The sequence below is a fragment of the Collinsella sp. AF18-8LB genome, from assembly GCF_003459795.1.
In the GTDB taxonomy this organism is placed as follows: Bacteria; Actinomycetota; Coriobacteriia; order Coriobacteriales; family Coriobacteriaceae; genus Collinsella.
Genome location: NZ_QRWU01000001.1, coordinates 119,793 through 143,363 on the forward strand (window position 1 = coordinate 119,793; position 23,571 = coordinate 143,363).

The 23,571-nt window shown below is 57.6% G+C and carries 25 protein-coding genes and 1 tRNA gene; 19 read left to right on the forward strand and 7 right to left on the reverse strand.

What is annotated here, in order from left to right; all coding sequences use genetic code 11:
* The first annotated feature begins 23 nt into the window (after window positions 1-23).
* From DWX25_RS00550 to DWX25_RS00570, 5 genes are all read left to right on the forward strand, one after another.
* Window positions 24-1,103: an NAD(P)-dependent oxidoreductase gene (locus DWX25_RS00550; protein WP_117763427.1), complete on the forward strand. Its 1,080-nt coding sequence runs from the start codon at window positions 24-26 to the stop codon at window positions 1,101-1,103.
* A gap of 5 nt (window positions 1,104-1,108) precedes the next feature.
* Window positions 1,109-1,537 (forward strand): hypothetical protein, encoded by a 429-nt coding sequence (locus tag DWX25_RS00555; protein WP_055310425.1) that lies wholly within the window; start codon window positions 1,109-1,111, stop codon window positions 1,535-1,537.
* A gap of 15 nt (window positions 1,538-1,552) precedes the next feature.
* Window positions 1,553-2,251, forward strand: coding sequence for a hypothetical protein (locus DWX25_RS00560; protein WP_117798427.1), 699 nt, complete (start codon window positions 1,553-1,555; stop codon window positions 2,249-2,251).
* A gap of 6 nt (window positions 2,252-2,257) precedes the next feature.
* On the forward strand, window positions 2,258-3,343 hold the full coding sequence (locus DWX25_RS00565) for an isocitrate/isopropylmalate dehydrogenase family protein (protein ID WP_117743273.1): 1,086 nt from the start codon (window positions 2,258-2,260) through the stop codon (window positions 3,341-3,343).
* A gap of 126 nt (window positions 3,344-3,469) precedes the next feature.
* Window positions 3,470-4,552 carry a hypothetical protein gene (locus DWX25_RS00570; protein ID WP_117798428.1) on the forward strand — a complete coding sequence of 361 codons (1,083 nt, stop codon included), beginning with the start codon at window positions 3,470-3,472 and terminating at the stop codon, window positions 4,550-4,552.
* A gap of 111 nt (window positions 4,553-4,663) precedes the next feature.
* Here DWX25_RS00570 and DWX25_RS00575 read toward each other — a convergent pair whose 3' ends face one another.
* Together DWX25_RS00575 and DWX25_RS00580 are read right to left on the reverse strand one after the other, a co-directional pair.
* The gene (locus DWX25_RS00575; protein WP_117564746.1) at window positions 4,664-4,900 is read right to left on the reverse strand and encodes a helix-turn-helix transcriptional regulator; all 237 of its coding nucleotides are present in this window, start codon (window positions 4,898-4,900) and stop codon (window positions 4,664-4,666) included.
* A gap of 9 nt (window positions 4,901-4,909) precedes the next feature.
* Window positions 4,910-5,548 carry a DUF2975 domain-containing protein gene (locus DWX25_RS00580; protein WP_117735499.1) on the reverse strand — a complete coding sequence of 213 codons (639 nt, stop codon included), beginning with the start codon at window positions 5,546-5,548 and terminating at the stop codon, window positions 4,910-4,912.
* A 704-nt stretch (window positions 5,549-6,252) separates the two neighbouring features.
* Between DWX25_RS00580 and DWX25_RS00585 the strand changes: the two genes are divergently transcribed.
* The 8 genes from DWX25_RS00585 (at window position 6,253) to nagA (ending at window position 12,946) form a co-directional block, all read left to right on the forward strand.
* Window positions 6,253-6,696, forward strand: a complete 444-nt coding sequence (locus tag DWX25_RS00585; RefSeq protein WP_117735498.1) for a PTS fructose transporter subunit IIA — start codon at window positions 6,253-6,255, stop codon at window positions 6,694-6,696.
* Window positions 6,696-6,977, forward strand: coding sequence for a preprotein translocase subunit YajC (gene yajC / locus DWX25_RS00590; protein ID WP_117735497.1), 282 nt, complete (start codon window positions 6,696-6,698; stop codon window positions 6,975-6,977). The genes DWX25_RS00585 and yajC overlap by 1 nt, the downstream gene beginning before the upstream one ends.
* Before the next feature lie 36 nt (window positions 6,978-7,013).
* On the forward strand, window positions 7,014-7,496 hold the full coding sequence (gene agaV / locus DWX25_RS00595) for a PTS N-acetylgalactosamine transporter subunit IIB (RefSeq protein ID WP_089572404.1): 483 nt from the start codon (window positions 7,014-7,016) through the stop codon (window positions 7,494-7,496).
* 90 nt (window positions 7,497-7,586) lie between these two features.
* Complete coding sequence (locus DWX25_RS00600) at window positions 7,587-8,387, forward strand: PTS sugar transporter subunit IIC (protein WP_117735496.1); 801 nt, start codon at window positions 7,587-7,589, stop codon at window positions 8,385-8,387.
* Window positions 8,377-9,459, forward strand: coding sequence for a PTS system mannose/fructose/sorbose family transporter subunit IID (locus DWX25_RS00605; RefSeq protein ID WP_055251210.1), 1,083 nt, complete (start codon window positions 8,377-8,379; stop codon window positions 9,457-9,459). The genes DWX25_RS00600 and DWX25_RS00605 overlap by 11 nt, the downstream gene beginning before the upstream one ends.
* Before the next feature lie 185 nt (window positions 9,460-9,644).
* Window positions 9,645-10,376, forward strand: coding sequence for a GntR family transcriptional regulator (locus tag DWX25_RS00610; RefSeq protein WP_117735495.1), 732 nt, complete (start codon window positions 9,645-9,647; stop codon window positions 10,374-10,376).
* Between the two features lie 114 nt (window positions 10,377-10,490).
* Window positions 10,491-11,657 carry an SIS domain-containing protein gene (locus tag DWX25_RS00615; protein ID WP_117743270.1) on the forward strand — a complete coding sequence of 389 codons (1,167 nt, stop codon included), beginning with the start codon at window positions 10,491-10,493 and terminating at the stop codon, window positions 11,655-11,657.
* Window positions 11,658-11,776: 119 nt separating this feature from the next.
* A complete protein-coding gene (gene nagA, locus DWX25_RS00620) occupies window positions 11,777-12,946 on the forward strand; it encodes an N-acetylglucosamine-6-phosphate deacetylase (protein WP_117735494.1) in 1,170 nt (389 codons plus the stop codon).
* Between the two features lie 75 nt (window positions 12,947-13,021).
* On the opposite strand, the gene DWX25_RS00625 is transcribed toward nagA, so the two are convergent.
* On the reverse strand, window positions 13,022-13,606 hold the full coding sequence (locus DWX25_RS00625) for a flavodoxin domain-containing protein (protein ID WP_233505087.1): 585 nt from the start codon (window positions 13,604-13,606) through the stop codon (window positions 13,022-13,024).
* A gap of 157 nt (window positions 13,607-13,763) precedes the next feature.
* Here DWX25_RS00625 and DWX25_RS00630 point away from each other — a divergent pair, with 157 nt between their 5' ends.
* From DWX25_RS00630 to DWX25_RS00650, 4 genes are all read left to right on the forward strand, one after another.
* Window positions 13,764-14,645: an aldose 1-epimerase family protein gene (locus DWX25_RS00630; protein WP_117763429.1), complete on the forward strand. Its 882-nt coding sequence runs from the start codon at window positions 13,764-13,766 to the stop codon at window positions 14,643-14,645.
* A 59-nt stretch (window positions 14,646-14,704) separates the two neighbouring features.
* On the forward strand, window positions 14,705-15,640 hold the full coding sequence (locus DWX25_RS00635; protein WP_117763430.1) for a hexose kinase: 936 nt from the start codon (window positions 14,705-14,707) through the stop codon (window positions 15,638-15,640).
* Window positions 15,641-15,837: 197 nt separating this feature from the next.
* Complete coding sequence (locus DWX25_RS00645) at window positions 15,838-16,311, forward strand: YhcH/YjgK/YiaL family protein (RefSeq protein ID WP_117743267.1); 474 nt, start codon at window positions 15,838-15,840, stop codon at window positions 16,309-16,311.
* A 251-nt stretch (window positions 16,312-16,562) separates the two neighbouring features.
* Window positions 16,563-17,138 carry a DUF5067 domain-containing protein gene (locus DWX25_RS00650; protein WP_117798429.1) on the forward strand — a complete coding sequence of 192 codons (576 nt, stop codon included), beginning with the start codon at window positions 16,563-16,565 and terminating at the stop codon, window positions 17,136-17,138.
* A gap of 204 nt (window positions 17,139-17,342) precedes the next feature.
* Here the strand turns inward: DWX25_RS00650 and DWX25_RS00655 are convergent.
* Window positions 17,343-17,418: transfer RNA gene (locus tag DWX25_RS00655), tRNA-Thr, on the reverse strand.
* Window positions 17,419-17,575: 157 nt separating this feature from the next.
* Between DWX25_RS00655 and DWX25_RS00660 the strand changes: the two genes are divergently transcribed.
* Window positions 17,576-18,058 carry a PTS sugar transporter subunit IIB gene (locus tag DWX25_RS00660; RefSeq protein ID WP_006236279.1) on the forward strand — a complete coding sequence of 161 codons (483 nt, stop codon included), beginning with the start codon at window positions 17,576-17,578 and terminating at the stop codon, window positions 18,056-18,058.
* Between the two features lie 327 nt (window positions 18,059-18,385).
* Here the strand turns inward: DWX25_RS00660 and DWX25_RS00665 are convergent, their stop codons facing one another.
* Window positions 18,386-19,438 carry an aldose epimerase family protein gene (locus DWX25_RS00665; RefSeq protein ID WP_117798430.1) on the reverse strand — a complete coding sequence of 351 codons (1,053 nt, stop codon included), beginning with the start codon at window positions 19,436-19,438 and terminating at the stop codon, window positions 18,386-18,388.
* A gap of 205 nt (window positions 19,439-19,643) precedes the next feature.
* Here DWX25_RS00665 and DWX25_RS00670 point away from each other — a divergent pair, with 205 nt between their 5' ends.
* On the forward strand, window positions 19,644-20,408 hold the full coding sequence (locus DWX25_RS00670; RefSeq protein ID WP_233505086.1) for a DeoR/GlpR family DNA-binding transcription regulator: 765 nt from the start codon (window positions 19,644-19,646) through the stop codon (window positions 20,406-20,408).
* A gap of 107 nt (window positions 20,409-20,515) precedes the next feature.
* Here the strand turns inward: DWX25_RS00670 and DWX25_RS00675 are convergent, their stop codons facing one another.
* Window positions 20,516-21,748 (reverse strand): Fic family protein, encoded by a 1,233-nt coding sequence (locus DWX25_RS00675; protein ID WP_117743264.1) that lies wholly within the window; start codon window positions 21,746-21,748, stop codon window positions 20,516-20,518.
* 366 nt (window positions 21,749-22,114) lie between these two features.
* On the reverse strand, window positions 22,115-23,536 hold the full coding sequence (gene lacG / locus DWX25_RS00680) for a 6-phospho-beta-galactosidase (RefSeq protein WP_197032106.1): 1,422 nt from the start codon (window positions 23,534-23,536) through the stop codon (window positions 22,115-22,117).
* Window positions 23,537-23,571 lie beyond the last annotated feature (35 nt).

The window sequence follows — 23,571 nt, forward strand, 5'->3', positions numbered from 1 at the left end:
CCCAACCCAAAAGGAAAGGTTTCATGGCAAACAAGCTCTCTGTCGCATTTATTGGCACCGGAATTATGGGTGCCCCCATCGCCGGCCACATTCTGGACGCCGGCTATCCCGTCACGGTCAACAACCGTACCAAGTCCAAGGCCGCGGCGCTTATCGAGCGCGGCGCTGTCTGGGCCGATACGCCGGCCGATGCCGTGGCGAACGCCGACGTCGTCTTTACCATGGTGGGTTATCCCTCCGAGGTCGAGGAGCTCTACCTGGCGGGCGACGGCCTGCTCGCGTGCACCAAGCCCGGCGCGGTCCTGATCGACCTCACCACGAGCTCGCCCGAGCTCGCGCGCGATATTGCCGAGGCCGCCCAGGTTTCCGGCCGCATGGCGTTTGACTGCCCCGTCACCGGCGGCGAGTCCGGTGCTATCGCCGGCACGCTCACGGCCATCGTGGGCGCCACCGAGAACGACATCGCCCCGGTCCGCGACATCCTTTCCACCTTTGCGGCAAATATCTGCTGCTTCGATGGCGCCGGCAAGGGCCAGGCTGCCAAGCTCGCCAACCAGGTGTCGCTGGGCGCCTGCATGGTCGGCATGGCCGATGCGCTGGCGTTTGCCGAGCTGAGCGGCCTTGATCTTGAGAAGACCCGTCAGATGATCCTGGGCGGCACCGGCAAGTCCGGCGCCATGGAGAGCCTGGCGCCCAAGGCGCTCGACGGCGACTACAAGCCCGGCTTTATGGTCGAGCACTTCATTAAGGACCTGCGTTTGGCGCTCGCCTATGCCGACGATCGCGAGCTTGCGCTGCCCGGCGCCGACGTGGCCTTTACGCTCTACGACATGCTCGACGCCATCGGCGGCGCCAAGCTGGGCACCCAGGCCATCACGGTACTCTACAAGGAGGAGGCCGACGCCATCGCCGCCGGACTGGACTGGTCGCAGTATCGTCCCGAGGAGCATGGTGCTCACGAGGAGGGCTGCGGTTGCGGCGAGCACGGCGACGAGCATGAGTGCGGTTGTGGCCACCACCACGGCGAAGACCACGAGTGCTGCGGCGGTCACGGTCACGATGACGGCCACGAGTGCTGCTGCGGCCACCATCACGAGGAGTAGCGCCCATGAGCTGGACGTTCGTGGTGCTCGCGCTGGTGCTCTTTCTCTTTGCGATCTACATTGGCTTTTTGTGCGGCCAGTGGGCCTGCGAAAAGCGCGTCATCACCAAGCGCGACTACTGGATTGCCAACTTTGCAGGAGCGGCGGCAGTCGTCCTGCTGACCTGGGTGTTCTCGCTGTTCCCGCTGGTGCAGTTTGCGCCGATCGGCTGGCTCGGCGGTTTTATCGCCGGTCTTAAGATGAGCTTTGGCGAGTCCGTCGGTCCGTGGCGCAAGCACGACGAGGTCTTTAACGTCAACAAGGCCCATCGCGCCGCCGCCGACGCGGGTGACGCCGAGGAGCGCCGCCGTGCGCGTCGCAATGGCGCGGCAGACCGACAGCTCATCTCGGTCACCGATGACAGCAAGGGTGCTGGCAAGCACGCTAAGAAATAGTAAGAAGAGGTAACTATGGCAGAAAACAAAGACGAACAGCTCACCGACGAGGAGCTGGCACAGCTTCAGCTGGCAGAGGAGAACGAGAACGCCGTCGACCGACTGGTCCAGGAGCTCGGCTGCCCCACGCGCCGCATGCGCCAGTTTGCCGCCCGCGTGCTGCACCTGCTTGCCGAGCGCGATCCGCAGCGCGTCGTGCCCTGCGTGCCCGCGTTGATCGAGGCGCTCGACCGCCCCGAGGCTCAGACCCGCTGGGAGGCTCTCGATGCCCTGGCGGCGCTCGCCACCACCTGCCCCGAGCAGCTGGGCGATGCCTTTGAGGGTGCCGAGACCGCGCTGTTCGACGAGATTTCCTCCACGCTGCGCTATGCCGCCTTCCGCCTGCTGTGCCTATGGGGCGCCACGAGCGTCGAGCGTTCGCGCGAGGCTTGGCCCATCCTGGACGAGGCCATCCAGTGCTACCACGGCGACCTCGAGTATCGCGACATGCTCGGTTGCCTGTACGAGTTTAGCCAGGGCGAGATCGACGCCGAGGTCGCCGACAAGCTCGCACTGCGCCTTAAGTTCGATGCCGAGAACGGCAAGGGCAGTTATCTCAAGGCCCGTTCGAGCGAGATTTGCGAAATGCTTGTTAAACGTTTTGGCCTGGAACTCTCCAAAAAGAAGAAGCGTGCTAGCGTTAAGAAATCTGACGACGCCGAAGACGAGGAGTAACAGATTATGGCGCACGATGTAGTCCTGATTCCCGGTGACGGTATCGGTCCCGAGATTACGCAGGCCATGCGCCGCGTGGTCGAGGCCACCGGTGTCCAGATCAACTGGAACGTCCAGGAGGCCGGCGCCGGCGTCATGGACGAGTTCGGTACGCCGCTGCCCCAGCACGTCCTCGATGCGGTCGCCGAGACCAAAGTTGCCATCAAGGGCCCCATCACCACACCGGTCGGCACGGGCTTCCGCAGCGTTAACGTCGCCCTGCGCAAGCACTTCGACCTGTACGCCTGCGTGCGCCCCTGCCTGTCGCAGCCGGGCGACGGCTCGCGCTTCCGCGACGTCGATCTGGTCATCGTGCGCGAGAACACCGAGGACCTTTACGCCGGTATCGAGTTCGATGAGGGCGCTGCCGAGGTCGAGGAGCTCTCGCAGCTCGTCGAGCGCTCGGGTCAGAAGACCTTCGCCGCTGATTCCGCCATCTCGATCAAGCCCATCTCCATCGCCAAGAGCCGCCGCATTGTGGAATACGCCTTTGAGTACGCCCGCCGCTGCGGCCGCAAAAAGGTGACGGCCGTGCACAAGGCCAACATCATGAAGGCGACCGACGGCCTGTTCCTGCGCGTTGCGCGCGAGGTGGCCGCCAACTATCCCGACATCGAGTTCAACGACAAGATCGTCGACGCCACCTGCATGGGCCTGGTCCAGAACCCCAACGACTTTGATGTCCTGGTGCTGCCCAACCTGTACGGCGACATCGTGAGCGACCTGTGCGCCGGCCTGGTGGGCGGCCTGGGTATGGCCCCCGGCTCCAACATCGGTGCCGACTGCGCCATCTTTGAGGCAACGCACGGCTCCGCGCCCGATATCGCCGGCCAGGATATCGCTAACCCCACGGCAGAAATTCTCTCTGCTGCCATGATGCTTGATCACTTGGGCGAGAACGACGCCGCTAATCGCATTCGCGCCGCCGTTTCTGCCACGCTCGACGAGGGCGAGCAGGTTACCGGTGACGTGCGTCGTGCCCAGACCGGTTCCGTTGAGGGTGCCGTGGGTACGCAGGCCTTTGCCGATGCCGTTATCGCGCACCTGGTCTAAGGCATGCAGGCTGCAAACGCCTAAATAGTACTTAAGTGTTTGCGTATAACCTAAGAATCAATACGCCCGGCGCTCCGTCGGGCGTATTCTATTGGGGACTATGTTTCCTAACAAGGAGTAACCGATATGGGTTTGATTCAAAAGAAGGACGAGAAGGACGAGATCGACGGCATCCAGATCATCGAGCGCGGCGAAGGCCCCAATGGTGACGAGGATGAGAAGATCGATCTGGTCGCCGGTACGTCTGCCGAGCACATTGCCGCCGGTACGACGGCCGAGGAGGAGGACGCCCGTCTGGAGGCTCAGATCGCCGCAGATGCCGCTGACGAGAATCTGATGCCCGAGGAGCAGGACGAGGACGATTCCGACGCGGACGATCATGCATCCAAGCACAAGAAGACGATGATCGCCGCCTTCGTGGTTACAGTCGTGATCGCTGCCGTGGTCGGCTTCTTTATTGGCAATGGCGGCTTTGGCGGCAAGGGTGTCGGTTCGGCGACCCTGACCGAGGACCAGCTCGATTCGACCGTGGCAAGTTATAGCTACAACGGCAAGAAGAGTGACATCACCGCGCGCGAGGCCATCGAGAGCCAGTACAGCCTCGACACCGTCAAGGACGGCGACGGCAACTACACGGCTCCTTCTGCCGACGTCATCCTGTCCTACGTGCGCAACAAGATTCTGCTCGATGCTGCCGAGGACGAGGGTATTACCGTCTCTTCTAAGGAGATGAAGAAGTACGCCGAGGATTCTATCGGCACTTCTGACTACGACACCATGGCCAAGCAGTATGGCGTCTCCAAAGACCAGGCCAAGCAGATCGTCCGCCAGTCCGCGACGCTGCAGAAGCTCTACAAGAAGAAGGTCGGCGACAGCTCCGCAAGCATGCCGACCGCCCCGACCGAGCCTGCTGACGGCAACGAGGAGACCGCGAGCAAGGACTACGCCGACTACATCATCAACCTTGCCGGCGACGAGTGGGATAGCTCAAAGGGCACTTGGAAGGACGCCGATGGCACCTACGCTAAGGCATTCGCCGACGATGCCTTTACTGCCGATAGCGCTACCTATAAACAGGCCATGACCGCCTATTACACCGCCTACCAGCAGTACTCCTCGCAGGCTTCGAGCGCCAGCTCCAAGTGGACCGAGTATGCTAACGGCCTCTACGCCAAGGCCAACATCAGCATCTACGGCCTGTTTGCGTAAGGGCTGCCCGAGCCACCGAGTGCGTAGCCAAAAAAACTGATAAGCCCGCTAGAACGGATGTCGTTCTAGCGGGCTTATTGCGTTTAGACACTGGTGGTTAGATTATGCCTATTAATCTTTAAGTCCAAAAAGGTTATCGGCTTCATCGTCAGGCATATATTCCAGTACATCGCCCGGTTGGCAGTCGAGTGCTCGGCATATCGCGTCAAGAGTTGAAAAGCGCACGGCGGAAACCTTGCCCGTCTTGATGCGCGACATATTGACCTGGGAGATGCCCACGCGTTCCGCAAGCTCTTTCGATGAGATCTTGCGTTCGGCGAGCATGCGGTCGAGCCGCAGAATAATCATGGATTCCCCCTAGAGCAACTCGTCATCTTGTTTTTGCAGGATGCACCCGTACTGGAAGACGCTGGCAATCAGGCTAATAATCAGGCCTGTAAAGAGCATGGAGAGGTCGAGATGCTGGCCGCCAAGCGCATCCGTAAAGCTACCGCCAAATCCTGAGAGAATCAGCCCTGTGACTATGGCACCAAAAAGTTTCACGGCGGCGCCGCCGATAAGGAACAAATGTCCTATTTGACGTAGTATGCGGATGCATTCGAGGTCAAAGGGCCTGCCCGCCTTTTCAATGGCGGAGAAAAACCTGTATGCGCTTAGCGCGATGGCAAGCGCGAGGCATGCCATCATGCCGCTCCCTATGGCAGTATGACCGTCGTGCGCGACAAGCATAAGAGGGGTCTGTTCGTTGGCGCCGACGAGAGCGAGAAATGGCCCTTCGCCAGCCGTAAGCTCTACGGATTGGAGACAGAACCCTTGGGAGAGGCTAGGCAATATGAGTAGAAGTTCGATTGCAATGACTGCGAGGAGTGCCAGAGCGAGCGCCACGATGGTGCAGATTGTGCCCCATTTGCAGTAGCGAGTGAGCTTCCTCAGCTTGGCGATTGCCTGTTCACGGTCGATGGCTTCATTCGATTTGGATACGTTCCAGCGGACCATAGCTCCTCCAACCAATGTCTTGGATGATACTTGTATCTTATATCATACTTAATGATAAACGATAAACAATTACAGATTAGAGTAAGTAATGTTTGTGAGACGAATAGTGAGAGCTATGGCATATTCAGGGAATGGGAGTTTGGAATGCGGGGGGGGGTGGACAAAGAACGATATTTCCTGCAATCGCGCAAATGCTTCATCGGGTCTCCCTAATTCATATGGGAAAACGGCTGCAAACGATTGCAAATAACCGGTGAACGGTCAAAAACTACCGTTCACCGATAATTTCTAAACTGGTTCTAACTGGTATTAAGTCAAAAAGACCAATTCACAAATCTTCACAATGACCTGCATTTTTCCTACACGCTATATTTAGCCGCCCTACGTTGTTTAGACACAGAAAAAGATCCGATCTTTTGCCAACGCATTTCGAAACGGTTTCAAAACCGCAGGTAGAAGTGTTAACGAGCGGTAAACGGTCGATTTATCACCGTGAACGGTGCAAAAACGTTTTACTGTATGAATCAACGAAAGCGACCTCTTCTGTGGTGATATAGTGACAACAACACGTCACGTGGTTACTACCAGTTGAGAGACCACTGGTCTTCAAAGAACGCTTTCTAAGAAGCTTTAAGGGCGAGCGCCCGCTGGCTTCCGAACATCATCGGACTCAGATCGTACACACCTTCGGAAGGGAAATTTGAATGGTTGGCTTTATTCTTACCGGTCATGGACAGTTCGCACCCGGCCTTGCAAGTGCTATCGCTATGGTTGCCGGCGACCAGCCCGCTTTTACCGTCGTTCCTTTTGAGGGCGACCAGGCTGCTTCCTACGGTGAGGATCTCCGCGCCGCTATTACCGCCATGCGCGAGGAGTGCGATGGCGTGCTCGTCTTTACCGACCTGCTCGGTGGTACTCCGTTCAATCAGTCGATGATGATTGCCCAGGATGTCGACAACGTCGAGGTTCTGACTGGCGCCAACCTTCCCATGGTTATTGAGCTTCTGTTCCTCCGCGGTAACGCCACGCTCGCCGAGCTTGGCGAGCAGGCCGTGACTGTTGGCCAGACGGGCATCACCGCCCAGACGGTCGCATCCGTTGCCGGCTCCGATGAAGAGGATATCTTCGGCGACGAGGACGGCATCTAATGGCCGATTTCGGAGCCAGTGTTCTGAGTTCCTCGGTAGCTCTTTTGGGCCTGCTTGCCATCATGGGTGTGATTTACACCATCTGGTCGCAAATCAACATGAAGAAGAAGCAGAAGTACTTCAAGGAGCTGCACACCGAGCTCAAGCCGGGTCAGGAGGTTCTTTTCGCCGGCGGTATCTACGGAACCGTCAAGGGCATCGAAGGCGAAAAGGTCCAGATCAAAGTCCGATCCGGTGCCGTCGTAGATGTTTCGCGTTACGCGATTCAGGAGATCAAGTAACTGTCGTCAGCAAATAACGAAAGGAAGCTGATCAACATGGCAGAACCCAACATTCTTCTTACCCGCATCGATAACCGACTGGTCCATGGTCAGGTCGCTACCCAGTGGAACTCCACCCTGGGCTCCAACCTCATCCTCGTCGCCAACGACGATGTGTCGACCAACACCATGCGCCAGAACCTCATGAAGATGGCCGCTCCCGCCGGCGTCGCTACGCGTTTCTTCTCCCTGCAGAAGACCATCGACGTCATTGGCAAGGCGAGCCCGCGCCAGAAGATCTTCATCGTGGCCGAAACACCGGAAGACGTGCTTACGCTCGTCAAGGGCGGTGTGCCTATAAAGAAGGTAAACATCGGCAACATGCACATGTCGGAAGGAAAGCGCCAAGTCGCCACCTCCGTCGCAGTTAACGACGAGGATGTCGCTGCGTTTAAAGAGCTGCAGGAATTGGGGGTGGAGTTGGAGATCAGGCGCGTTCCGAGCACGCCTGTTGAGGACACGAGCAAGCTCTTCTCGTAATCCTCGTGATCCACGTTGTCAGGATTGAAACCCTGACGTTCTGTACGTGAAATCCAAAGTGCGTACATACATTTTGAAAGGAGGAGCAAGATGGAATTCTCGATCATTCAGGTCGCCTTGGTCTTCGTTGTTACGTTCATCGCGGCAATCGACCAGTTTGACTTCCTCGAGTCTCTCTATCAGCCCATCGTCACCGGCGCCGTCATCGGTCTTATCCTTGGCGACCTCAACACCGGTCTTCTCGTGGGTGGTACCTATCAGCTCATGACGATTGGCAACATGCCGATCGGAGGCGCTCAGCCGCCTAACGCCGTCATTGGCGGCATCATGGCAGCCATTCTCGCTATCGCCACGGGCCTCGAGCCCAACGCGGCAGTCGGCCTTGCCATTCCGTTCGCTCTGCTTGGTCAGCTCGGCGTTACCCTGGTCTTCACGCTTATGTCCCCGCTTATGTCCACGGCCGATAACATGGCTCATAACGCGGACACCAAGGGCATCGAGCGCCTGAACTACTTCGCCATGGCTCTGCTCGGCCTGATCTTCGCTGTCGTCGTCACCCTGTTCTTCATCGCTGGCGCTACCATTGGTCAGACCATCGCTTCCGCCATCCCGACTTGGCTGCAGACCGGTCTGTCCGCTGCAGGCGGCATGATGCGCTTCGTCGGCTTCGCCGTCCTGCTCAAGGTTATGATGAACCGCGATATGTGGGGCTTCTTCCTCATGGGCTTTGGCCTCGCGCTCATCACCGTTGCCAACGATTCGCTGGCAACCCCTGCTCTGCTCATCCTCGCTCTCATCGGCTTCGGCATCGCTTTCTGGGACTTCCAGCAGCAGACCGAGCTGAAGGGTGCAGCTGTTTCTGACGGAGGTGACTTCGAAGATGGCATCTAATGAGTATGTGATCCCGGAGCACTACGAGGATCTCACTCCTGCTCCGCAGCTCGACCAGAAGACCCTCAACAAGATGGCTTGGCGCTCCTGCTTCCTGCAGGCATCGTTCAACTACGAGCGCATGCAGGCCGCTGGCTGGCTTTACTCCATCATCCCCGGTCTGGAGAAGATCCACACCAACAAGAACGACCTCGCGGCTTCCATGAGCCACAACCTGGAGTTCTTCAACACCCACCCGTTCCTCGTCACCTTTGTTATGGGTATCGTGCTTTCGCTCGAGCAGAACAAGGTTGACATCCCCACGATCCGCGCCGTCCGCGTCGCCGCAATGGGCCCGCTCGGTGGTATCGGTGACGCCCTGTTCTGGCTGACGCTCGTGCCTATCACGGCCGGCATCACCTCCAACATGGCCATCAACGGCAACGCCGCTGCGCCGATCATCTTCCTGGTGATCTTCAACGTCGTCCAGTTCGCTCTGCGCTTCTGGCTCATGAACTGGTCCTACAAGCTTGGCACCAGCGCTATTGACGCTCTGACTGCCAACATGCAGGCCTTCACGCGTGCCGCTTCCATCATGGGCGTCTTCGTCGTCGGTTGCCTGGTCGTCACCATGGGTGGCACCCAGATCAACCTCCAGATCCCCAACGGCACCACCCGTGGCCTCTCCGCTACTACCGTGATCGTCTCCGAGAAGGAGGCCGAGAACTTCACCGGTATGGAGGGCATCGATACCGAGACCGCTGAGGCCGGTACCATCGCCATGACCGATAAGGACGGCAACGCCCTTACCGCTTCCGATGCCGACGGCAACGCTGTCGAGTGCGGCGTCACCGATCTGGGCAACGGCATGGAGTCCGTTACCTACGGCACCGTCACCGAGGATCCGGTCAACTTCTCCGTTGCCGACACCCTCAACACCATCGTCCCGAAGCTCGTCCCGCTTATGCTTACGCTGCTGCTTTACTACATGTTCGCTAAGCACAGCTGGACCCCGACCAAGGGCATTCTGCTGCTCTTCGTCCTGGGCATCCTGGGCGCTGGCCCGCTTGGTCTCTGGCCGAGCATCTGGTAAGGCTCTAGCTTGAGGGGTGTGTCCCTACGCGGCTCACACCCCGACCCCTTAAGCCATGTGTATGTTAAAAGCCGCGTGCTCGAAAGAGCGCGCGGCTTTTGTTTTCTTGATGATTCGGGTGTGGCAGACAGATAATGCTAAACACCCTAGGTAGTTAGCCGAGTTTGAGAAAATGGGAGGATAGGATGGCGATCGGAGCGCGTAAGCAACCGCTGTACGATCAGCTGGTCGATATTCTGACCGAAAAGATTGACCATGAATATCGCGCCGGTGACATGATTCCTTCCGAGCGCGAACTTTCGGAACGCTATGGCCTCTCGCGCACTACGGTACGCCTGGCTCTGCAGGAACTGGAGCGTTTGGGACTGGTGGTTCGGCAGCACGGTCGCGGTACCTTTGTGACCGACCGTTCGGCAAAGGCAACCAATCTTATGCAGTCCTACAGTTTTACCGAGCAGATGCGCGCGATGGGTCGCGACCCCGAGACCACGATTCTCGAGTTTTGCGAGATGGAGGCCGATAAGAATCTGGCCGAGCATATGGGATTACGTATCGGTGATCGCATTTTTAAGCTCAAGCGCCTTCGTTCTGCCGACAACATGCCCATGATGGTCGAACGTAGCTATCTACCGGTTCGTCAATTTCTGTCCCTAAAGCGACCGCTGCTGGAGCGTAAGCCGCTTTACGATGTGATTGAGCAGGACTTTCAGCAAAAGATACGCGTGGCCGAAGAGGAGTTTTATGCGAGCATAGCCCGTCCCACCGATGCCCATCTTTTGGGAATTGTCGAGGGTTCGCCTGTGCTCGATTTGGTCAGGACTACGTATAACGAGTCAAACGAGGTTGTGGAGTATACGCTCTCGGTTGCTCGTGCCGATCAGTTTAAATACAAGGTTTACCACCAGCGTGGCGACTAGTGTTCACATCGTTTCCATGTGATGATTCTTTGCATTTAACTGGTTACTACCAGATAACCAACTGAAGTGTATAATTGCACGTCAGAGGATTACTTCTAGAGAGAGGTATTAGAAATGTTCGAGAAGAGTGTCGAGGAGCTCACCGAGCTCGGCGCCCAGATCACCACGGCCGAGATTGCTCAGCAGCCCGAGCTCTGGCGTGATACGCTCAACATCTATCGCGAGAACAAGGAGGCCATCGAGGCCTTTCTGGCCGAGGCTCGCGCTATGGGCGAGGGCCGTCTGTCCGTTGTCTTTACCGGTGCCGGTACGTCCGACTATGTTGGCGATACCTGCGCCCCGTACCTGCGTCACGCTGGCAACACTGATCTCTACGACTTTAAGCCCATCGCCACGACCGACATCGTGAGCGCCCCGCGCGACTTCCTGCGCGCCGAGGATCCCACGCTCGTGGTTTCCTTTGCCCGTTCTGGCAACAGCCCCGAGAGCCTTGCCGCCGTTGCCGTTGCCAAGGAGCTCGTCCACAACGTCAAGTTCCTTAACATCACCTGCGCTCCCGAGGGCAAGCTCGCCGTCGAGTCCGCTGATGACCCCAATGCGCTGACGCTGCTCATCCCGCGCGCCAACGACAAGGGCTTCGCCATGACCGGTTCTTACACCTGCATGACCCTGCTCTCTACCCTCATCTTTGACGAGGCTTCCGACGAGCAGAAGGCCGAGTGGGTCGAGACCATCGCCAAGATGGGCGAGGAGGTCATCGATCGTGAGCCCGAGGTCGCCGATTACCTGGCTGGCGACTTCAACCGCGTGACCTACTTGGGTTCCGGCTCCTTCGGGGGCCTTGCCCAGGAGAGCCAGCTCAAGATCCTCGAGCTCGCTCACGGTCTGGTCGCTACTTCCTACGACACCTCCATGGGTTATCGTCACGGACCCAAGTCCTTCGTCGACGACAAGACCCTCGTGTTCGTGTTCGTCAACAACGATGCCTACACCCGTCAGTACGATATCGACATCCTCAACGAGATCGGTGGCGACGAGATCGCTCAGCACACCGTTGCCGTTCAGCAGGATGGCGCTACCGTCTACGAGGGCGAGTCCTTCACCTTTAAGGGCTATGAGGCACTCCCCGAGGGCTACCTTGCCCTGCCGTTCGTGATGTTTGCCCAGGCCATCAGCCTGCTCAACTCCGTGCGCGTGGGCAACACGCCCGATACGCCGAGCCCCACTGGCACGGTCAACCGCGTGGTTAAGGGCGTGACGATTCACCCCTTCACCGCTTAATCGCGTCCCCCCTGTAAGGGCGCCCGTCCGCTCATAACGGCGGGCGGGCGCTTTCTGTTTTTACTAGGACCGGGTATAAGCATCACCACAGTCAACTGCTTTAGAAGCAAGGAGTGCATATGAGCACGTACGCAATTAAGGCTGACAAGTTCTTCTTGCCGGCAGGTCCGCAGCTGGGCGGCTATCTTATGGTCGAGGATGGCGTCTTTGGCGCCTGGCAGGCCGACAAGCCCTCTTGCGAGATTAAGGACTACACGGGATCGTGGATCGCACCGGGTATGGTCGATACCCACATCCATGGCTTCTACAACCACTCAACTACTGACAACGATCCCGAGGGTATCGATATCAGCTCGACCGAGCTCGCCCGTCGCGGTACCACCAGCTGGCTGCCCACGACGTTCACCGATGGCGTCGAGCAGATCAAGGACGCCTGTGCCGCTATTGCCCAGGCTGACGAGGGCCGCGGCCCCGACTTCTGCGGTGCTCGCATTCAGGGCATCTACCTGGAGGGCCCCTTCTTTACCATGAAGCACGTGGGCGCACAGAACCCCGCTTACCTGATCGACCCCTCCGAGGAGGTCTTCGACCAGTGGCAGGAGGCTGCCGGCGGACGTATCGTTAAGAGCGCCATGGCCGCCGAGCGCGATGGTGCTGCTGCCTATGCTGCCGCCCTGAACGCTAAGGGTGTCGTGACCAGCATCGGTCACTCTGATGCCACGTATGACGAGTGCGTCGCCGCCATCAATGCCGGTGCTAGCTGCTTTACGCACACCTATAACGGCCAGCGCGGTCTGCATCACCGCGAGCCCGGTGTTGTGGGCGCTGCTATGACCACCCCCGAGACCTACGCCGAGATTATCTGCGACGGCAAGCATGTGAACCCCGCCGCTATCAAGGCACTGCTGCAGGCTAAGGGCTGGCAGCATACGGTGCTCATCACCGACTGCTTGGGCTGCGGCGGCATGCCCGAGGGCAGCTACACCAGTGGCGGTATGGACGTTATCATGAAGGACAACCTGTGCTGGCTCGCCGACGGCAAGAGCATTGCCGGCTCGGTGCTCACGCTTGCCCAGGGCGTCAAGAACATTGTCGACTGGGGCATTGCCAGCGCCGATATCGCCATTCGCATGGCAACCGAGGTGCCGGCTCGCTCCGCGCACATCGAGGATAAGTGCGGCAGCATTATGCCGGGTCGCGATGCTGACTTTGTCGTATTCGACCACGAGCTCACCCTCGTCGAGACGTATGTTGGCGGCCAGAGCGTCGGCAACGCCTTTACCGAGTAACGATAGAAAAAGACGGCGGGCCCGAATCTGCTCGGACCCGCCGTATGGGTTAAACGCTCAAAAGCACCTTCACAGTTACAGCTTGTTAGCGATCTTCTTTGCTGTGCGCTTGACGCCGGCCACAAGACCTCCCGCAGGATGCTCCTTTTCGTAGGCTAGACGCTTCTCGCGCTTGGCATACTCTTCGACGATGATATCGCCGTACTCGTCTTCGATTTTGTCGAAGAAATCGACGGCGCCCTTAATTTCCTCGGCGGTTGGGTGTCCCTTTTGGACGCCGCCGGTAATCTTGAACGGTCCCCACGTGTCAAAACCGGGACAGCCGTAGACGCCCATAAATATGGCCTGTCTCATGCGGCAGATGCCATCGATATCCTTGCCGTACCACTTGTTTTTGCCACCGTAGGTCATAAGGCCAAACACCTTGTCCTGCGGCTGCAGCACGTTGGTGAGCACGCGTGCCATATCTTTGTCGATCTCGGAGTAATAAATGCCCGTAGCGACACCGATTAGATGATATTCGTGCAGGTCGGGATACTCGTTTTTTCCGAGCGTTTTTACATCGAGGGTATCGATCTCGGGGTGCGCCTCAACGATGGCGTCCACGAGCTTTTTCGTATTGCCGTGGTGACGCGAGGCGTAGAGGATGATGGTTCGCATAAGAAGGCCTTTCAGCTGTAATGACGTCAATGTCTGTATGGTACCCCGTTGCATGGCTGGGATACCGGACGCATCGATGAACATGCGGGTTTGTCCTTTGGTTAGGGCCGAGACGGGTACTTGCGAGCAAAAAAGCAGTTGTTCGAAAGGATGGGCAATGGAATACGCTCTCTCCAACGATTCGATCTCTATCAAGGTTTCCACAGCCGGCGGCTCGTTTACCTCGATTGAGGCCGACGGTCGCGAGTATTTGTGGCAGGGCGATCCTGCCGTGTGGTCCGGCCAGGCGCCGATTTGCTTCCCGATTTGCGGAGGTCTGCGCGACGGCAGCGGCATGACGTTCGCCGGGCATCATGTGAAGCTCGCCCGCCACGGGTTTGCGCGCAAGCAGGAGTGGAAGCTGCTGAGCCAAAGCACGAACGAGCTGGCTGTGTGTCTGGCATCCGAGGATAACGCTGCATTGCTGAGAGATTATCCGTATCCGTTCAAGCTCGTCGCCCGCTATACGCTTGAGGACGCTGCCGTGCGTGTCTCCTATGAGGTCACCAATGAGGGCACCGAGGACATGCCGTTCTTTATCGGTGGACATCCTGGCTTTAGGTGCCCGCTCGACGAGGGCGAGGCCTATACGGACTACGAGCTGCGCTTTGAGAAGGACGAGGCTGCGGAGCTTTGCACCGCCGTACCCTCGACCGGATTGATTGATGTGGCTAACCGCTCCAAGAACCCTATGGTGGGAAAGACGCTACCCCTGTCGCATGAGCTCTTCGATTTTGCGGAGACCATCTTTGACGTGCTCGAGAGCCGTCAGGTCACGCTTTCCAAGAAGGGCGAGGACAAGGGTGTTCGCCTGAGCTTTGAGGGCTTCCCGTATCTTATTGTGTGGAGTAAGCCCGAGGGTGATTTTGTGGCAGTTGAGCCCTGGGGTGGCCTTTCGACCTGTTCCGATGAGGACGACGTGCTTGAGCATAAGCGCGGCTGCCTTATCGCCAAGCCCAAGGAGACCGTCGTTCGCTCGTTCACGATTGAGATTCTGTAATTCCGTTTTGTCGACTCGTATCGCGAGGCACAAGGAGCCTGCGAGATAAGGAGCTAAAAATGATCCTCACCGTTACGATGAACCCGTCCGTCGATACACGCTATCAGCTCGATGAGCTCATTATCGACGACGTTAACCGTGTGACGCCCGAAAAGACCGCCGGCGGCAAGGGTCTCAACGTGGCCCGTGTACTGGGTCAGCTGGGCGACGACGTTGTGGCAACCGGTTTGCTCGGCGGCCACATGGGCGCCTACATGGCCGAGCTCATGGATGCCAACGGCATTAAGAATGATTTTGTACCCATCAAGGGCGAGACTCGCATTTGCCTCAACATCCTCCACGCCGGCAACCAGACCGAGCTGCTCGAGAGCGGCCCGACGATTGCCCCCGAGGAGCTTGATGCCTTTACCGCCAAGTTCGCCGAGCTTGCGAGCAAGGCCGCTGTCGTTACCATCTCGGGTTCGCTGCCCCGTGGTGTCGAGGCGGACTACTACGCCAAGATCACGGGCATTGCCGAGAACGCCGGCGCCAAGGTGCTGCTCGATACCTCGGGTGCTTCGCTTGAGGCTGCGCTCAAGTCCGAGGTCAAGCCTGAGCTGGTTAAGCCTAACCTGACCGAAATTAACGGCCTTCTGGGCACGAGCTTTACCACCGACGATGTGGACGAGCTTCGCGCCGCGCTCGCCTCTGATGCCCGCTTCTCCGATATCCCCTGGGTCGTCGTGTCCATGGGTGCCGCCGGTTCCGTGGGCTTCCATAACGGCCGCGCGTTCCGCGCCAAGACCCCCGATATCCCCGCCGTTAACGCTACGGGCTCTGGCGATTCTACCATTGCCGGCTTCGCGCACGCCATCGCAGCCGGCGCGGATGATGAGACGGTGCTGCGTACCGCCAATACCTGTGGCAAGCTCAACGCCATGGATCCCATGACTGGCCACTTGGTTATGGATCGTTGGGACGAGGTCTACAACGGCGTTACGGTGACCGAGCTGTAAGAGCTTGTGCTGCGGCCCCGGCATCGCTTGCTAGCTCATGTCGACGACAAGTGCAGTAGCATTATGCCGGGGCACGACTCCGACTTTGTCGTGTTCAGTCCCGACCTTACCCTGGTCGAGACGTATGCGGGCGGCAACAGCTTTGGTAATGCGTTTGCCGAGTAGCCGCCAAGGAAACGATCCGAGAGGGGATTTAGATGATTTACGGTGCATTGGGCGATATCGAGGAGTATCGCGGAATGCTCAAGGGCCTCGACGTGCTGATCGACTGGCTCGAGGAGAACGACCCGGCGCAGCTCGAGGTCGGCAGCCATCCGATTCTGGGCGACAAGGTCTATGCGAACGTCATGGCTCCCACGACGCGTCCCGAGGCCGAGGCTCACTACGAGACGCATCAGCGCTATCACGACCTGCAGATCGATGTCGAGGGTCGCGAGGCCTTTAAGGTTGCCACGGGCAGCCTGACGCTGGTCCAGGAGTTTGACGAGAAGGACGACTACGATCTGGTCGATTCCGACGCTTCGATCGCCGGCGATCTTGCCGACGACAAGTTCGCGCTGTTTGTTGCCGGCGAGCCTCACATGCCCACGCTCGAGTTCCCGGGCGATGGCGCACAGCCGGTCAAAAAGATTTGCTTTAAGCTGCTTGCAGATGCTTACTGGGAGGAGTAGCGAGCTGCTCGGTTGAGTTGTTCGTCTGATGGCGTGATTCCCCTAGGGAAATCACGCTAGGACCCCGCCAAACATGTTTTCCCTAGGGGAATCACGTTTGGCGGGGTTTTCTGTTGTTTGAGCTGGATTCATTGGAGCGGCCAAATTAGGCTGAACGACGCAGTTATTGAGACACGATTGATGCTAAATGGATTGAAGAATAATTAAAATGGCTGTGTATACGAGAAATAGCTAATTGATGGGAGCTCTTTATGGGACTCAGCACAACCGCTTTAATTCCTAGGCGCGCTTTCTTGGCGTTGGGGCTCGCAGCTGGTTCTGCCTGCCTTACCGCTTGCTCCGGGAAGGGAAGCTATGACGATGGTTACGCTGCGGGCTATGCTGCTGCTCAGGCAGACACTGCCGGAAAAGAGAAAGATGGCAGCGGCGGGGACGGCGATATCCCAGCATCGGGTATTGAGTACACCATCACGGGGGCGCAACGCGGAGTAGAAAGTTATAGTGACGGCAAGCCACTGTTGATTTTGAATGTGACTGCAAAAAACGTTTCGGATGACCCTCAGTTTGTCTTGTTTTCTGGAAATGAAATAGCGGCTTTCCAAGATGGAAAGGGGCTTAAGTCGGGTATGTTGGCGGAAGGCCTTGACCTTCCTGAATCGCGCCAAATAAAACCTGGTGCTGAGTTAGAGGGCTGGCTCGGTTATGAGCTGATTGACGAAACTACTCCGGTTGAATGTGAAGTCGGACACCAAGCCACATCCGCTGACCATGAGACTGCTTTCTATGGCCTGACTAATCCACAGACAATCGATCCGAGTACTCTTTAATCCCTATTCATGCGTATAAAAGCCGCTGTAATTCTTCTGGGGAACATATTTGAGTCCCGTTGATTGTGGTCTACTTGGGGACCGCAGTTGGCGGGGCTTTTGTTGTTGGAGGGAGCTGTTTGCCGTCGGGGTTGCTGCAGTTTCTTGGTGCAATGCACTCAATCGGCAACAAAAAAGCCGCCCGAAGGCGGCTATCTTGTGCAATGGAGCCAGCGACCGGGCTCGAACCGGTGACCCCCGCTTTACGAGAGCGGTGCTCTACCAACTGAGCTACGCTGGCGGCCATGTGGTGACGCAACTGAGGCGTCAACGGCTGTCTATGATACGGGACATCGCACATCCGCGCAAGTGTTCTGACGGCTTTTCTCACTTTAAATGCACTAATATTGGAGACGTGATGTCTTGCTCTTACGGGTCTCAAGCAGAATGGGGCAGTGATGATTCAACCCAAGATTCTTCTCACGCGCATCGATGATCGGTTTATTTACGGGCAAGACGTTGAGCTGTGGAATGAGGCGGTTGGTTCCAACCTCGTCCTGATCGTTAACGACGAGATTGCGGCGGATTCGCGCAAGTGGGCGCCTATGAGGGTCGCGGTGCCCGAGGGCGTGTGGACACGGTTTTTCTCGGTGCAAAGGGCCATCGACATCATTCATACCGCAACGCCGCGCCAATTGATTCTGATCATGGTGGCCTCACCCGCCGATGCACTCGCGCTGGTTAAGGGTGGCGTGCCGATCACCAAGATCAGCATTGGCCATATGCAGGCAGGGGAGGGCAAGCACCCCATAACGCCCGCAGTCGCCGTAGACGGCGAAGATGTCGCCGCCTTCAAAGAGCTGCAAAAGCTCGGCATAGAACTAGAAATCCGCTATCTCCCCAGCTCCAATCCCGACCCCATCGGCAATCTGTTCAACTGATCCCTTGGGGACGGAGAAAAACGAATCATTTTGCCCTTGCGAGGGACGCGTGCGATGCTGCCTGTCAAAAACAATGCCCATTTACTACGTTTGATCGGCTATCGCCGAGCATGTCGAATTTGAGAAAAACAAAACCGCAGGTAGGCGGCTCGCGAATTTAGCAAAAACCTGTGCATGGTCGAGCATCCCGGGCTAAACGTAGTAAATGGGCATAGTTTTGATATGTCGCTCATACAGTCACAGCGAAATTGAGCCCAAAAGATGAAAAAAACGCCCGTCGGCGGTGGTGCCGGCGGGCGTTGCTGTGCGATATGTTGCATTATGGGCTTAGTGCCTCATAAAGTGGTATTCGATCACATTGCTGTAGGGGTGACCCGGGCCCACAATGCCCTGCGGGAACAGCGGCTGGTGCGGCGTGTCGGGGTACATCTCTGCCTCGAGGGCAAAGCCGGCGCCCCAGCCATAGTTGGCATCGTCCTTGGCGTGCTCGTCGCCCAGCCAGTTGCCGGTGTAGAGCTGCACACCCGGGGCGGTGGTGTAGTAGTCCAGCTCGCGGCCGGTCCACATCTCCTCGACGTGCATCGCGCGGCGCAGGTTGCGACCGTACTGATAGCCATCGATACACAAGCAGTGGTCGTAGCCGCGTGCCTGCTTAATCTGCGGATCGTCGGCCTCCATGCCAGGCGCGACGGGGCGCAGCTCACGGAAGTCAAACGGCGTGCCCTCGACCGGAGCAATCTCGCCGGTGGGGATGTTCTGCTCGTTGATGGGCAGGTAGCGGGCAGCGTTAGCAACAAAGAAGTGCTCACAGTCCATACCGGCGTTGTGACCGGCAAGGTTAAAGTACGTGTGGTTGGTCATGGACACGTACGTGGCGCGGTCGCTCTCACAGCCATATTCGATACGGAAGCAGCCGGTGCGCGTCACGGTAAACACGGCCGTAAAGGTGCGGTTGCCGGGAAGGCCCAGCTCACCGTCCTCAAGCGAGGTGGTCATGCGTACGGCATTGTGGACCTCGTCGAGCTCAACGTCCCATACGCGCTTGTGCAGACCATGTTCAAGATCGCTGTGCAGGTTGTTGGTGCCCTCGTTGGCGGGCATATGCCAGTCCGTGCCGGCGATGGTGATCGTGGCACCTGCAGTGCGGTTGGCCACAGGTCCGATGGTCGCGCCAAAGCAGGCGGGGTTGTCAAAGTAATCCTCGAGCTTATCGAAGCCCAGCACCACATCGCGCACGTTGCCGGGGATGTCGGGCACGTCGATGCCCAGCACGGTGGCGCCAAAGTCCATAATGCGAACGCAGATCTCGGGCCCGTTGAGGGTGTAACGATGAACGGGGGTACCGCACGGCGCGGTGCCGAAAAGCTCGGAAGTGATCATTTGGTTCCTAACATCGAGGTATTTCCGACAAACTGTAGCGCGAACAGGCGAGATTATCACTACACCCCACTAAAGCAGGGGGTATTTTTCTCAAAAAAGTGATGATTGAGCTGTACGGGCGTTCATTTTTGACACGCACGGGTCTGATACAATTTGTTCGTTACTGTTTGAATGATATGCACGCATAGAACGGCGAGGATTCATCGTGATTAAGGCAGAGCGACAGGATAGGGTTCGTCAGCTGCTCGAGGAGCAGGGCACGGTCTCGGTCAAGGAGATTTCGGATGCACTGGGTGTCTCGGATATGACGATCCGCCGCGATCTCGAGGAGCTTGCGAGCCTGGGCGAGATCGAGCGCGTGCACGGTGGAGCCCGCAGTGCGCAGGGCCGTCCACATGCTATGTTGCGCCATGAGTATTCGCACAGCGAAAAGCGCACCAAGCATGCCGAGGAAAAGTTGCAGATCGCGCGCCGCGCCGTGGAGCTCATCGAGGAGGGCTCGACCATCTTTTTGGGTACGGGCACCACGGTTGAGCAGATGGCCTCGATGCTGCCGGCATTTCGTCTGCGCATCGTGACCAATTCGCTTTCGGTGTTTAACCTGCTCGAGGCGCGCGAGGACTGCGACCTGTGCCTAGTGGGCGGCATGTACCGTCGCCGTACCGCCGCTTTTGTGGGACCAACGGCCGAGGATACCCTGCGTGCGCTGGGTATCGACGCGGCGTTTATCGGCGCCAACGGCATTCTGGATGGCGACGTGTCTACGTCTAATATGGATGAGGGTCGTATCCAGCAGCTCGCCTTTAGCAAGGCCGACTCGCGCTATCTGATCGCCGACTCCAGTAAGATCGGCAAGCGCGACTTCTACACCTTCTGCCGTCTGGACAGCCTGGACGCCGTGGTGTGCGAGCCGGGCATCGCCGCCGAGGATCGCGCCGCCATCGAGGAACTCACGCAGGTCATTTGCTAGCTAGCGCTGCAAGCGATACATCTGCCCCCTGCCGGCGCGGGGGTACCGCTTTACAATGACGCGTAAATAACTTTGGGCAACAAGGATGAGGCTATTCTGGGATATGACTAGACTCCGTATTTCGTCTTTATGTCCCTTGAGAATGAATCGTAGTCTTCATAGAGCCCCTCTCTGCTTTCATCCTCGGCGTGGTTTACACGTTCAAGGAGCTTATCCTTTGGAGCCTCTTTTGTTATTGCGGCCTCGCTATCGGGTAATGTGGATTGCAAGAATAGTTCTAGAGCATGGACGTCTTTGAGTATGTAGCCCGTCGAACGACCCGCTCCTGTTTTTTCGATTGCGCTGCAACTAACAAGCTGACCGAGGGTTCGTTTAACGGTAACCTCGCTGATATCGGGGCAGTTGGATCGGATGTCGGATTTCTTAATGACACCGGGTCTCTGTTGAAATAGAACGGCGATGCGCGCTTGCTTCGACATGGGACGAGTGCTTGATTCAATTAAGGTACGCTGCTCGAGCTGTCGGTAGGCGGCCAGGGTTGTTCCGAGCATGAAACGGATAAAGGGTGCTTCGGTGTTTTGATTTTCATTCCATCCAGCGGAGCTTGCAGCGAGGGCGTTGTAGTAGAGCGCCTTGTTGTCTTCAATAAGTCGTTCGATGCTGATGTAACGCGCAACGTCGTATCCAGTCTTTTCGAGTAGCAGCGTTGTAAGGAGCCGGCTCATCCTGCCATTGCCATCGTTGAAGGGATGAATGCTGACAAAATCGAAGATGAAGCGGAATGATATAAGGAGGGGGTCGCAAACTTGACGAGATAAGGCGTCGTTGAGGGACCGACAGGCTTCTTCGATAAGTCCGGGGGTTGCTAGGGCCGAAGGCGGCCTAAAGCGCACAAATCGATTGCCTTGATCGTCGATGGAGATGATTTCGTTATCGCTATCTTTCCAATGGCCCCCATACGAGATTGCTGTGTGTACCATGAGGTCACGATGCAACTGCAGAATGACCGATGGCGTTACGGGAATGGAATCGTGTTGCTCGTGAATAAGCGACAGCACATCTCGGTATCCAGCGATTTCTTCCTCTGCGCGGGAGCTTGGCTTGGCGGAATACGCCATGATCGCTTTGAGTCTTTTTTGGGTGGTAACAATTCCTTCAAGTCCGTTGGAGGATTGGGTGCTTTGGATCTTAGCTTCCTCCATAAGGGACGATAGAAGTTCGGGTTTGACTTGACTCAGAGCAAGCTGTCGGCCTTTATGCTCGCGTATCGAGAGGAGGAGGTTGGTGATTGGAGTTGCTTCGAGTTCCGCTGGGACTGTGGTGTAATCGAACTGGCGCATGCGGCTCCTTTCGGTATCACGAACACACTTTCGATATCATAATATCATTAAATGATACCGAAAGTATGTTCGTGATACCGAAAACTAGAAACCATGCTTCATAACTGCTTGGAAAGTTTGGATTTGACTATCTTATTGTCTTGATCTGTAACATCTAGACGGTCAAAAGTGGTCTACATGTTACAGATCGAGATTGTTCGGCCCGGGCCACCCGTTCGTCTAAATCTGTAACAGCTAGGGCCGAAATACTCGACTAGATGTTACAGATCGAGACGAATGATCCGCTCGGGCCCACCAAAACAAAAAAGCCGCATGCGAACCCATGGAGGGATTCGTATGCGGCCGACAGGGGGTATGCGGCAAAAGTTAGGCCATGAGCAGGCCGGTCTCCGCGACGTTCTTGTACCAGTACGCGCTCGCCTTGGGATAGCGCTTCTGGGTCTCAAAGTCGATGTAGAACAGGCCGTAGCGCTTGTTATAGCCGTTGGTCCAGGAGAACTGGTCCTGCAGCGACCACACAAAGTAGCCGTCGACGTTCACGCCGCCGTCGATTGCCTTGAGGATCCACGCGAGATGCTGACGCATGTAGTCGATGCGAGGGGCGTCGTCGATAAAGCCGTCTTCGAAGTCGTCCTTATAGCCCATGCCGTTCTCGGTGATGTAGATCTTCTTGTAGTTGGGGTAATCGTTCTTAATGCGCAGCAGCAGGTCGTAGAGGCCCTCGGGATAGATAATCCAGTCCCAATCGGTGGTGGGTACGCCTTCGCGCACGCATGACTCGCCCACGCCCTTGAGGAACCAGCGCGAGGAGCCCTTGTCGCCGGTGCCATTGTGGTTGATGTCGTTTTCGCCCTCGGCGGCACGCAGGAACTGGCACTTGTAGGTGTTGACGCCCAGGCAATCGTTGTAGGGGAGCGCGGCGGTCAGCGCGGCGATGTCCTCGTCGCGGACGTCGAGCTCGCCGCCGGCGATATGGGCCAGCTTGGTCGCAGCCTCCATGGTGTCGGCTGCATAGTGGCCGCGGAAGGTGGCGTCGAGCACCCAGCGGTTGTTGATGACATCGGCCATGCGAGCTGCCTCGCAGTCGGCAGCACTGTTGGGATCGAGGGGATACTTGGGCTCCAGGTTCTGGACAATGCCGATCTCGCCCTCAAAGCCGCCCTCATGGAAGGCGACGACAGCCTTGGCGTGGGCCACCATCATGTTGTGCATGAGCTGGAAAGCCTTGTCCAGGCGATACTTCTCGCCGTGCGGCCAGTTGCCGACGATAAAGCTGCCCTCGGCGGTCGCGGGAATCTCGTTAAAGGTAAACCAGTGCTTGACCTCGGTGAACTCGGCAAAGCAGAACTTGGCGTACTCGACAAAGGCGTCGATCGTCGTGCGCGTCAGGAAGCCCTCGCCGCCGTTCTGGTAAAAGGCCTCGGGCGTATCGAAGTGATCGAGCGTGACATAGGGGATAACGCCGGCTTTATTGCAGGTGGCAAAGAGCTCGTGATAGAAGGCAACACCCTCGGGGTTAATCTCACCAGTGCCGCTGGGGAAGATGCGGCTCCAAGCGATGGAGACACGGATACCGTTGATGCCGAAGCGCTGGCACAGGTCGATATCGACCGGGTACTTGTTGTAGAAATCGCTTGCGGGGTCGGGGGAGAAACGGCCCTGAGCAGCCAGGAAATCGTCCCAGGGCACTTTGCCCTTGCCGTGTGTACGGGTCTCGCCCTCAACCTGGTAAGCAGCGGTGGCGCCGCCAAACACAAAGCCGTCGGGGAACTGCATGGGGTTGGTCATGAGTCATCCTTTCTGTGGGATACGAATAGGGAGAG

Excerpts from the sequence above, each read along its gene's own strand:
- DWX25_RS00550 (WP_117763427.1), top strand. The coding sequence starts at position 24 with ATGGCAAACAAGCTCTCTGTCGCATTTATTGGCACCGGAATTATGGGT.
- DWX25_RS00555 (WP_055310425.1), top strand. The coding sequence starts at position 1,109 with ATGAGCTGGACGTTCGTGGTGCTCGCGCTGGTGCTCTTTCTCTTTGCG.
- DWX25_RS00560 (WP_117798427.1), top strand. The coding sequence starts at position 1,553 with ATGGCAGAAAACAAAGACGAACAGCTCACCGACGAGGAGCTGGCACAG.
- DWX25_RS00565 (WP_117743273.1), top strand. The coding sequence starts at position 2,258 with ATGGCGCACGATGTAGTCCTGATTCCCGGTGACGGTATCGGTCCCGAG.
- DWX25_RS00570 (WP_117798428.1), top strand. The coding sequence starts at position 3,470 with ATGGGTTTGATTCAAAAGAAGGACGAGAAGGACGAGATCGACGGCATC.
- DWX25_RS00575 (WP_117564746.1), bottom strand. The coding sequence starts at position 4,900 with ATGATTATTCTGCGGCTCGACCGCATGCTCGCCGAACGCAAGATCTCA.
- DWX25_RS00580 (WP_117735499.1), bottom strand. The coding sequence starts at position 5,548 with ATGGTCCGCTGGAACGTATCCAAATCGAATGAAGCCATCGACCGTGAA.
- DWX25_RS00585 (WP_117735498.1), top strand. The coding sequence starts at position 6,253 with ATGGTTGGCTTTATTCTTACCGGTCATGGACAGTTCGCACCCGGCCTT.
- yajC (WP_117735497.1), top strand. The coding sequence starts at position 6,696 with ATGGCCGATTTCGGAGCCAGTGTTCTGAGTTCCTCGGTAGCTCTTTTG.
- agaV (WP_089572404.1), top strand. The coding sequence starts at position 7,014 with ATGGCAGAACCCAACATTCTTCTTACCCGCATCGATAACCGACTGGTC.
- DWX25_RS00600 (WP_117735496.1), top strand. The coding sequence starts at position 7,587 with ATGGAATTCTCGATCATTCAGGTCGCCTTGGTCTTCGTTGTTACGTTC.
- DWX25_RS00605 (WP_055251210.1), top strand. The coding sequence starts at position 8,377 with ATGGCATCTAATGAGTATGTGATCCCGGAGCACTACGAGGATCTCACT.
- DWX25_RS00610 (WP_117735495.1), top strand. The coding sequence starts at position 9,645 with ATGGCGATCGGAGCGCGTAAGCAACCGCTGTACGATCAGCTGGTCGAT.
- DWX25_RS00615 (WP_117743270.1), top strand. The coding sequence starts at position 10,491 with ATGTTCGAGAAGAGTGTCGAGGAGCTCACCGAGCTCGGCGCCCAGATC.
- nagA (WP_117735494.1), top strand. The coding sequence starts at position 11,777 with ATGAGCACGTACGCAATTAAGGCTGACAAGTTCTTCTTGCCGGCAGGT.
- DWX25_RS00625 (WP_233505087.1), bottom strand. The coding sequence starts at position 13,606 with ATGCGAACCATCATCCTCTACGCCTCGCGTCACCACGGCAATACGAAA.
- DWX25_RS00630 (WP_117763429.1), top strand. The coding sequence starts at position 13,764 with ATGGAATACGCTCTCTCCAACGATTCGATCTCTATCAAGGTTTCCACA.
- DWX25_RS00635 (WP_117763430.1), top strand. The coding sequence starts at position 14,705 with ATGATCCTCACCGTTACGATGAACCCGTCCGTCGATACACGCTATCAG.
- DWX25_RS00645 (WP_117743267.1), top strand. The coding sequence starts at position 15,838 with ATGATTTACGGTGCATTGGGCGATATCGAGGAGTATCGCGGAATGCTC.
- DWX25_RS00650 (WP_117798429.1), top strand. The coding sequence starts at position 16,563 with ATGGGACTCAGCACAACCGCTTTAATTCCTAGGCGCGCTTTCTTGGCG.
- DWX25_RS00660 (WP_006236279.1), top strand. The coding sequence starts at position 17,576 with ATGATTCAACCCAAGATTCTTCTCACGCGCATCGATGATCGGTTTATT.
- DWX25_RS00665 (WP_117798430.1), bottom strand. The coding sequence starts at position 19,438 with ATGATCACTTCCGAGCTTTTCGGCACCGCGCCGTGCGGTACCCCCGTT.
- DWX25_RS00675 (WP_117743264.1), bottom strand. The coding sequence starts at position 21,748 with ATGCGCCAGTTCGATTACACCACAGTCCCAGCGGAACTCGAAGCAACT.
- lacG (WP_197032106.1), bottom strand. The coding sequence starts at position 23,536 with ATGACCAACCCCATGCAGTTCCCCGACGGCTTTGTGTTTGGCGGCGCC.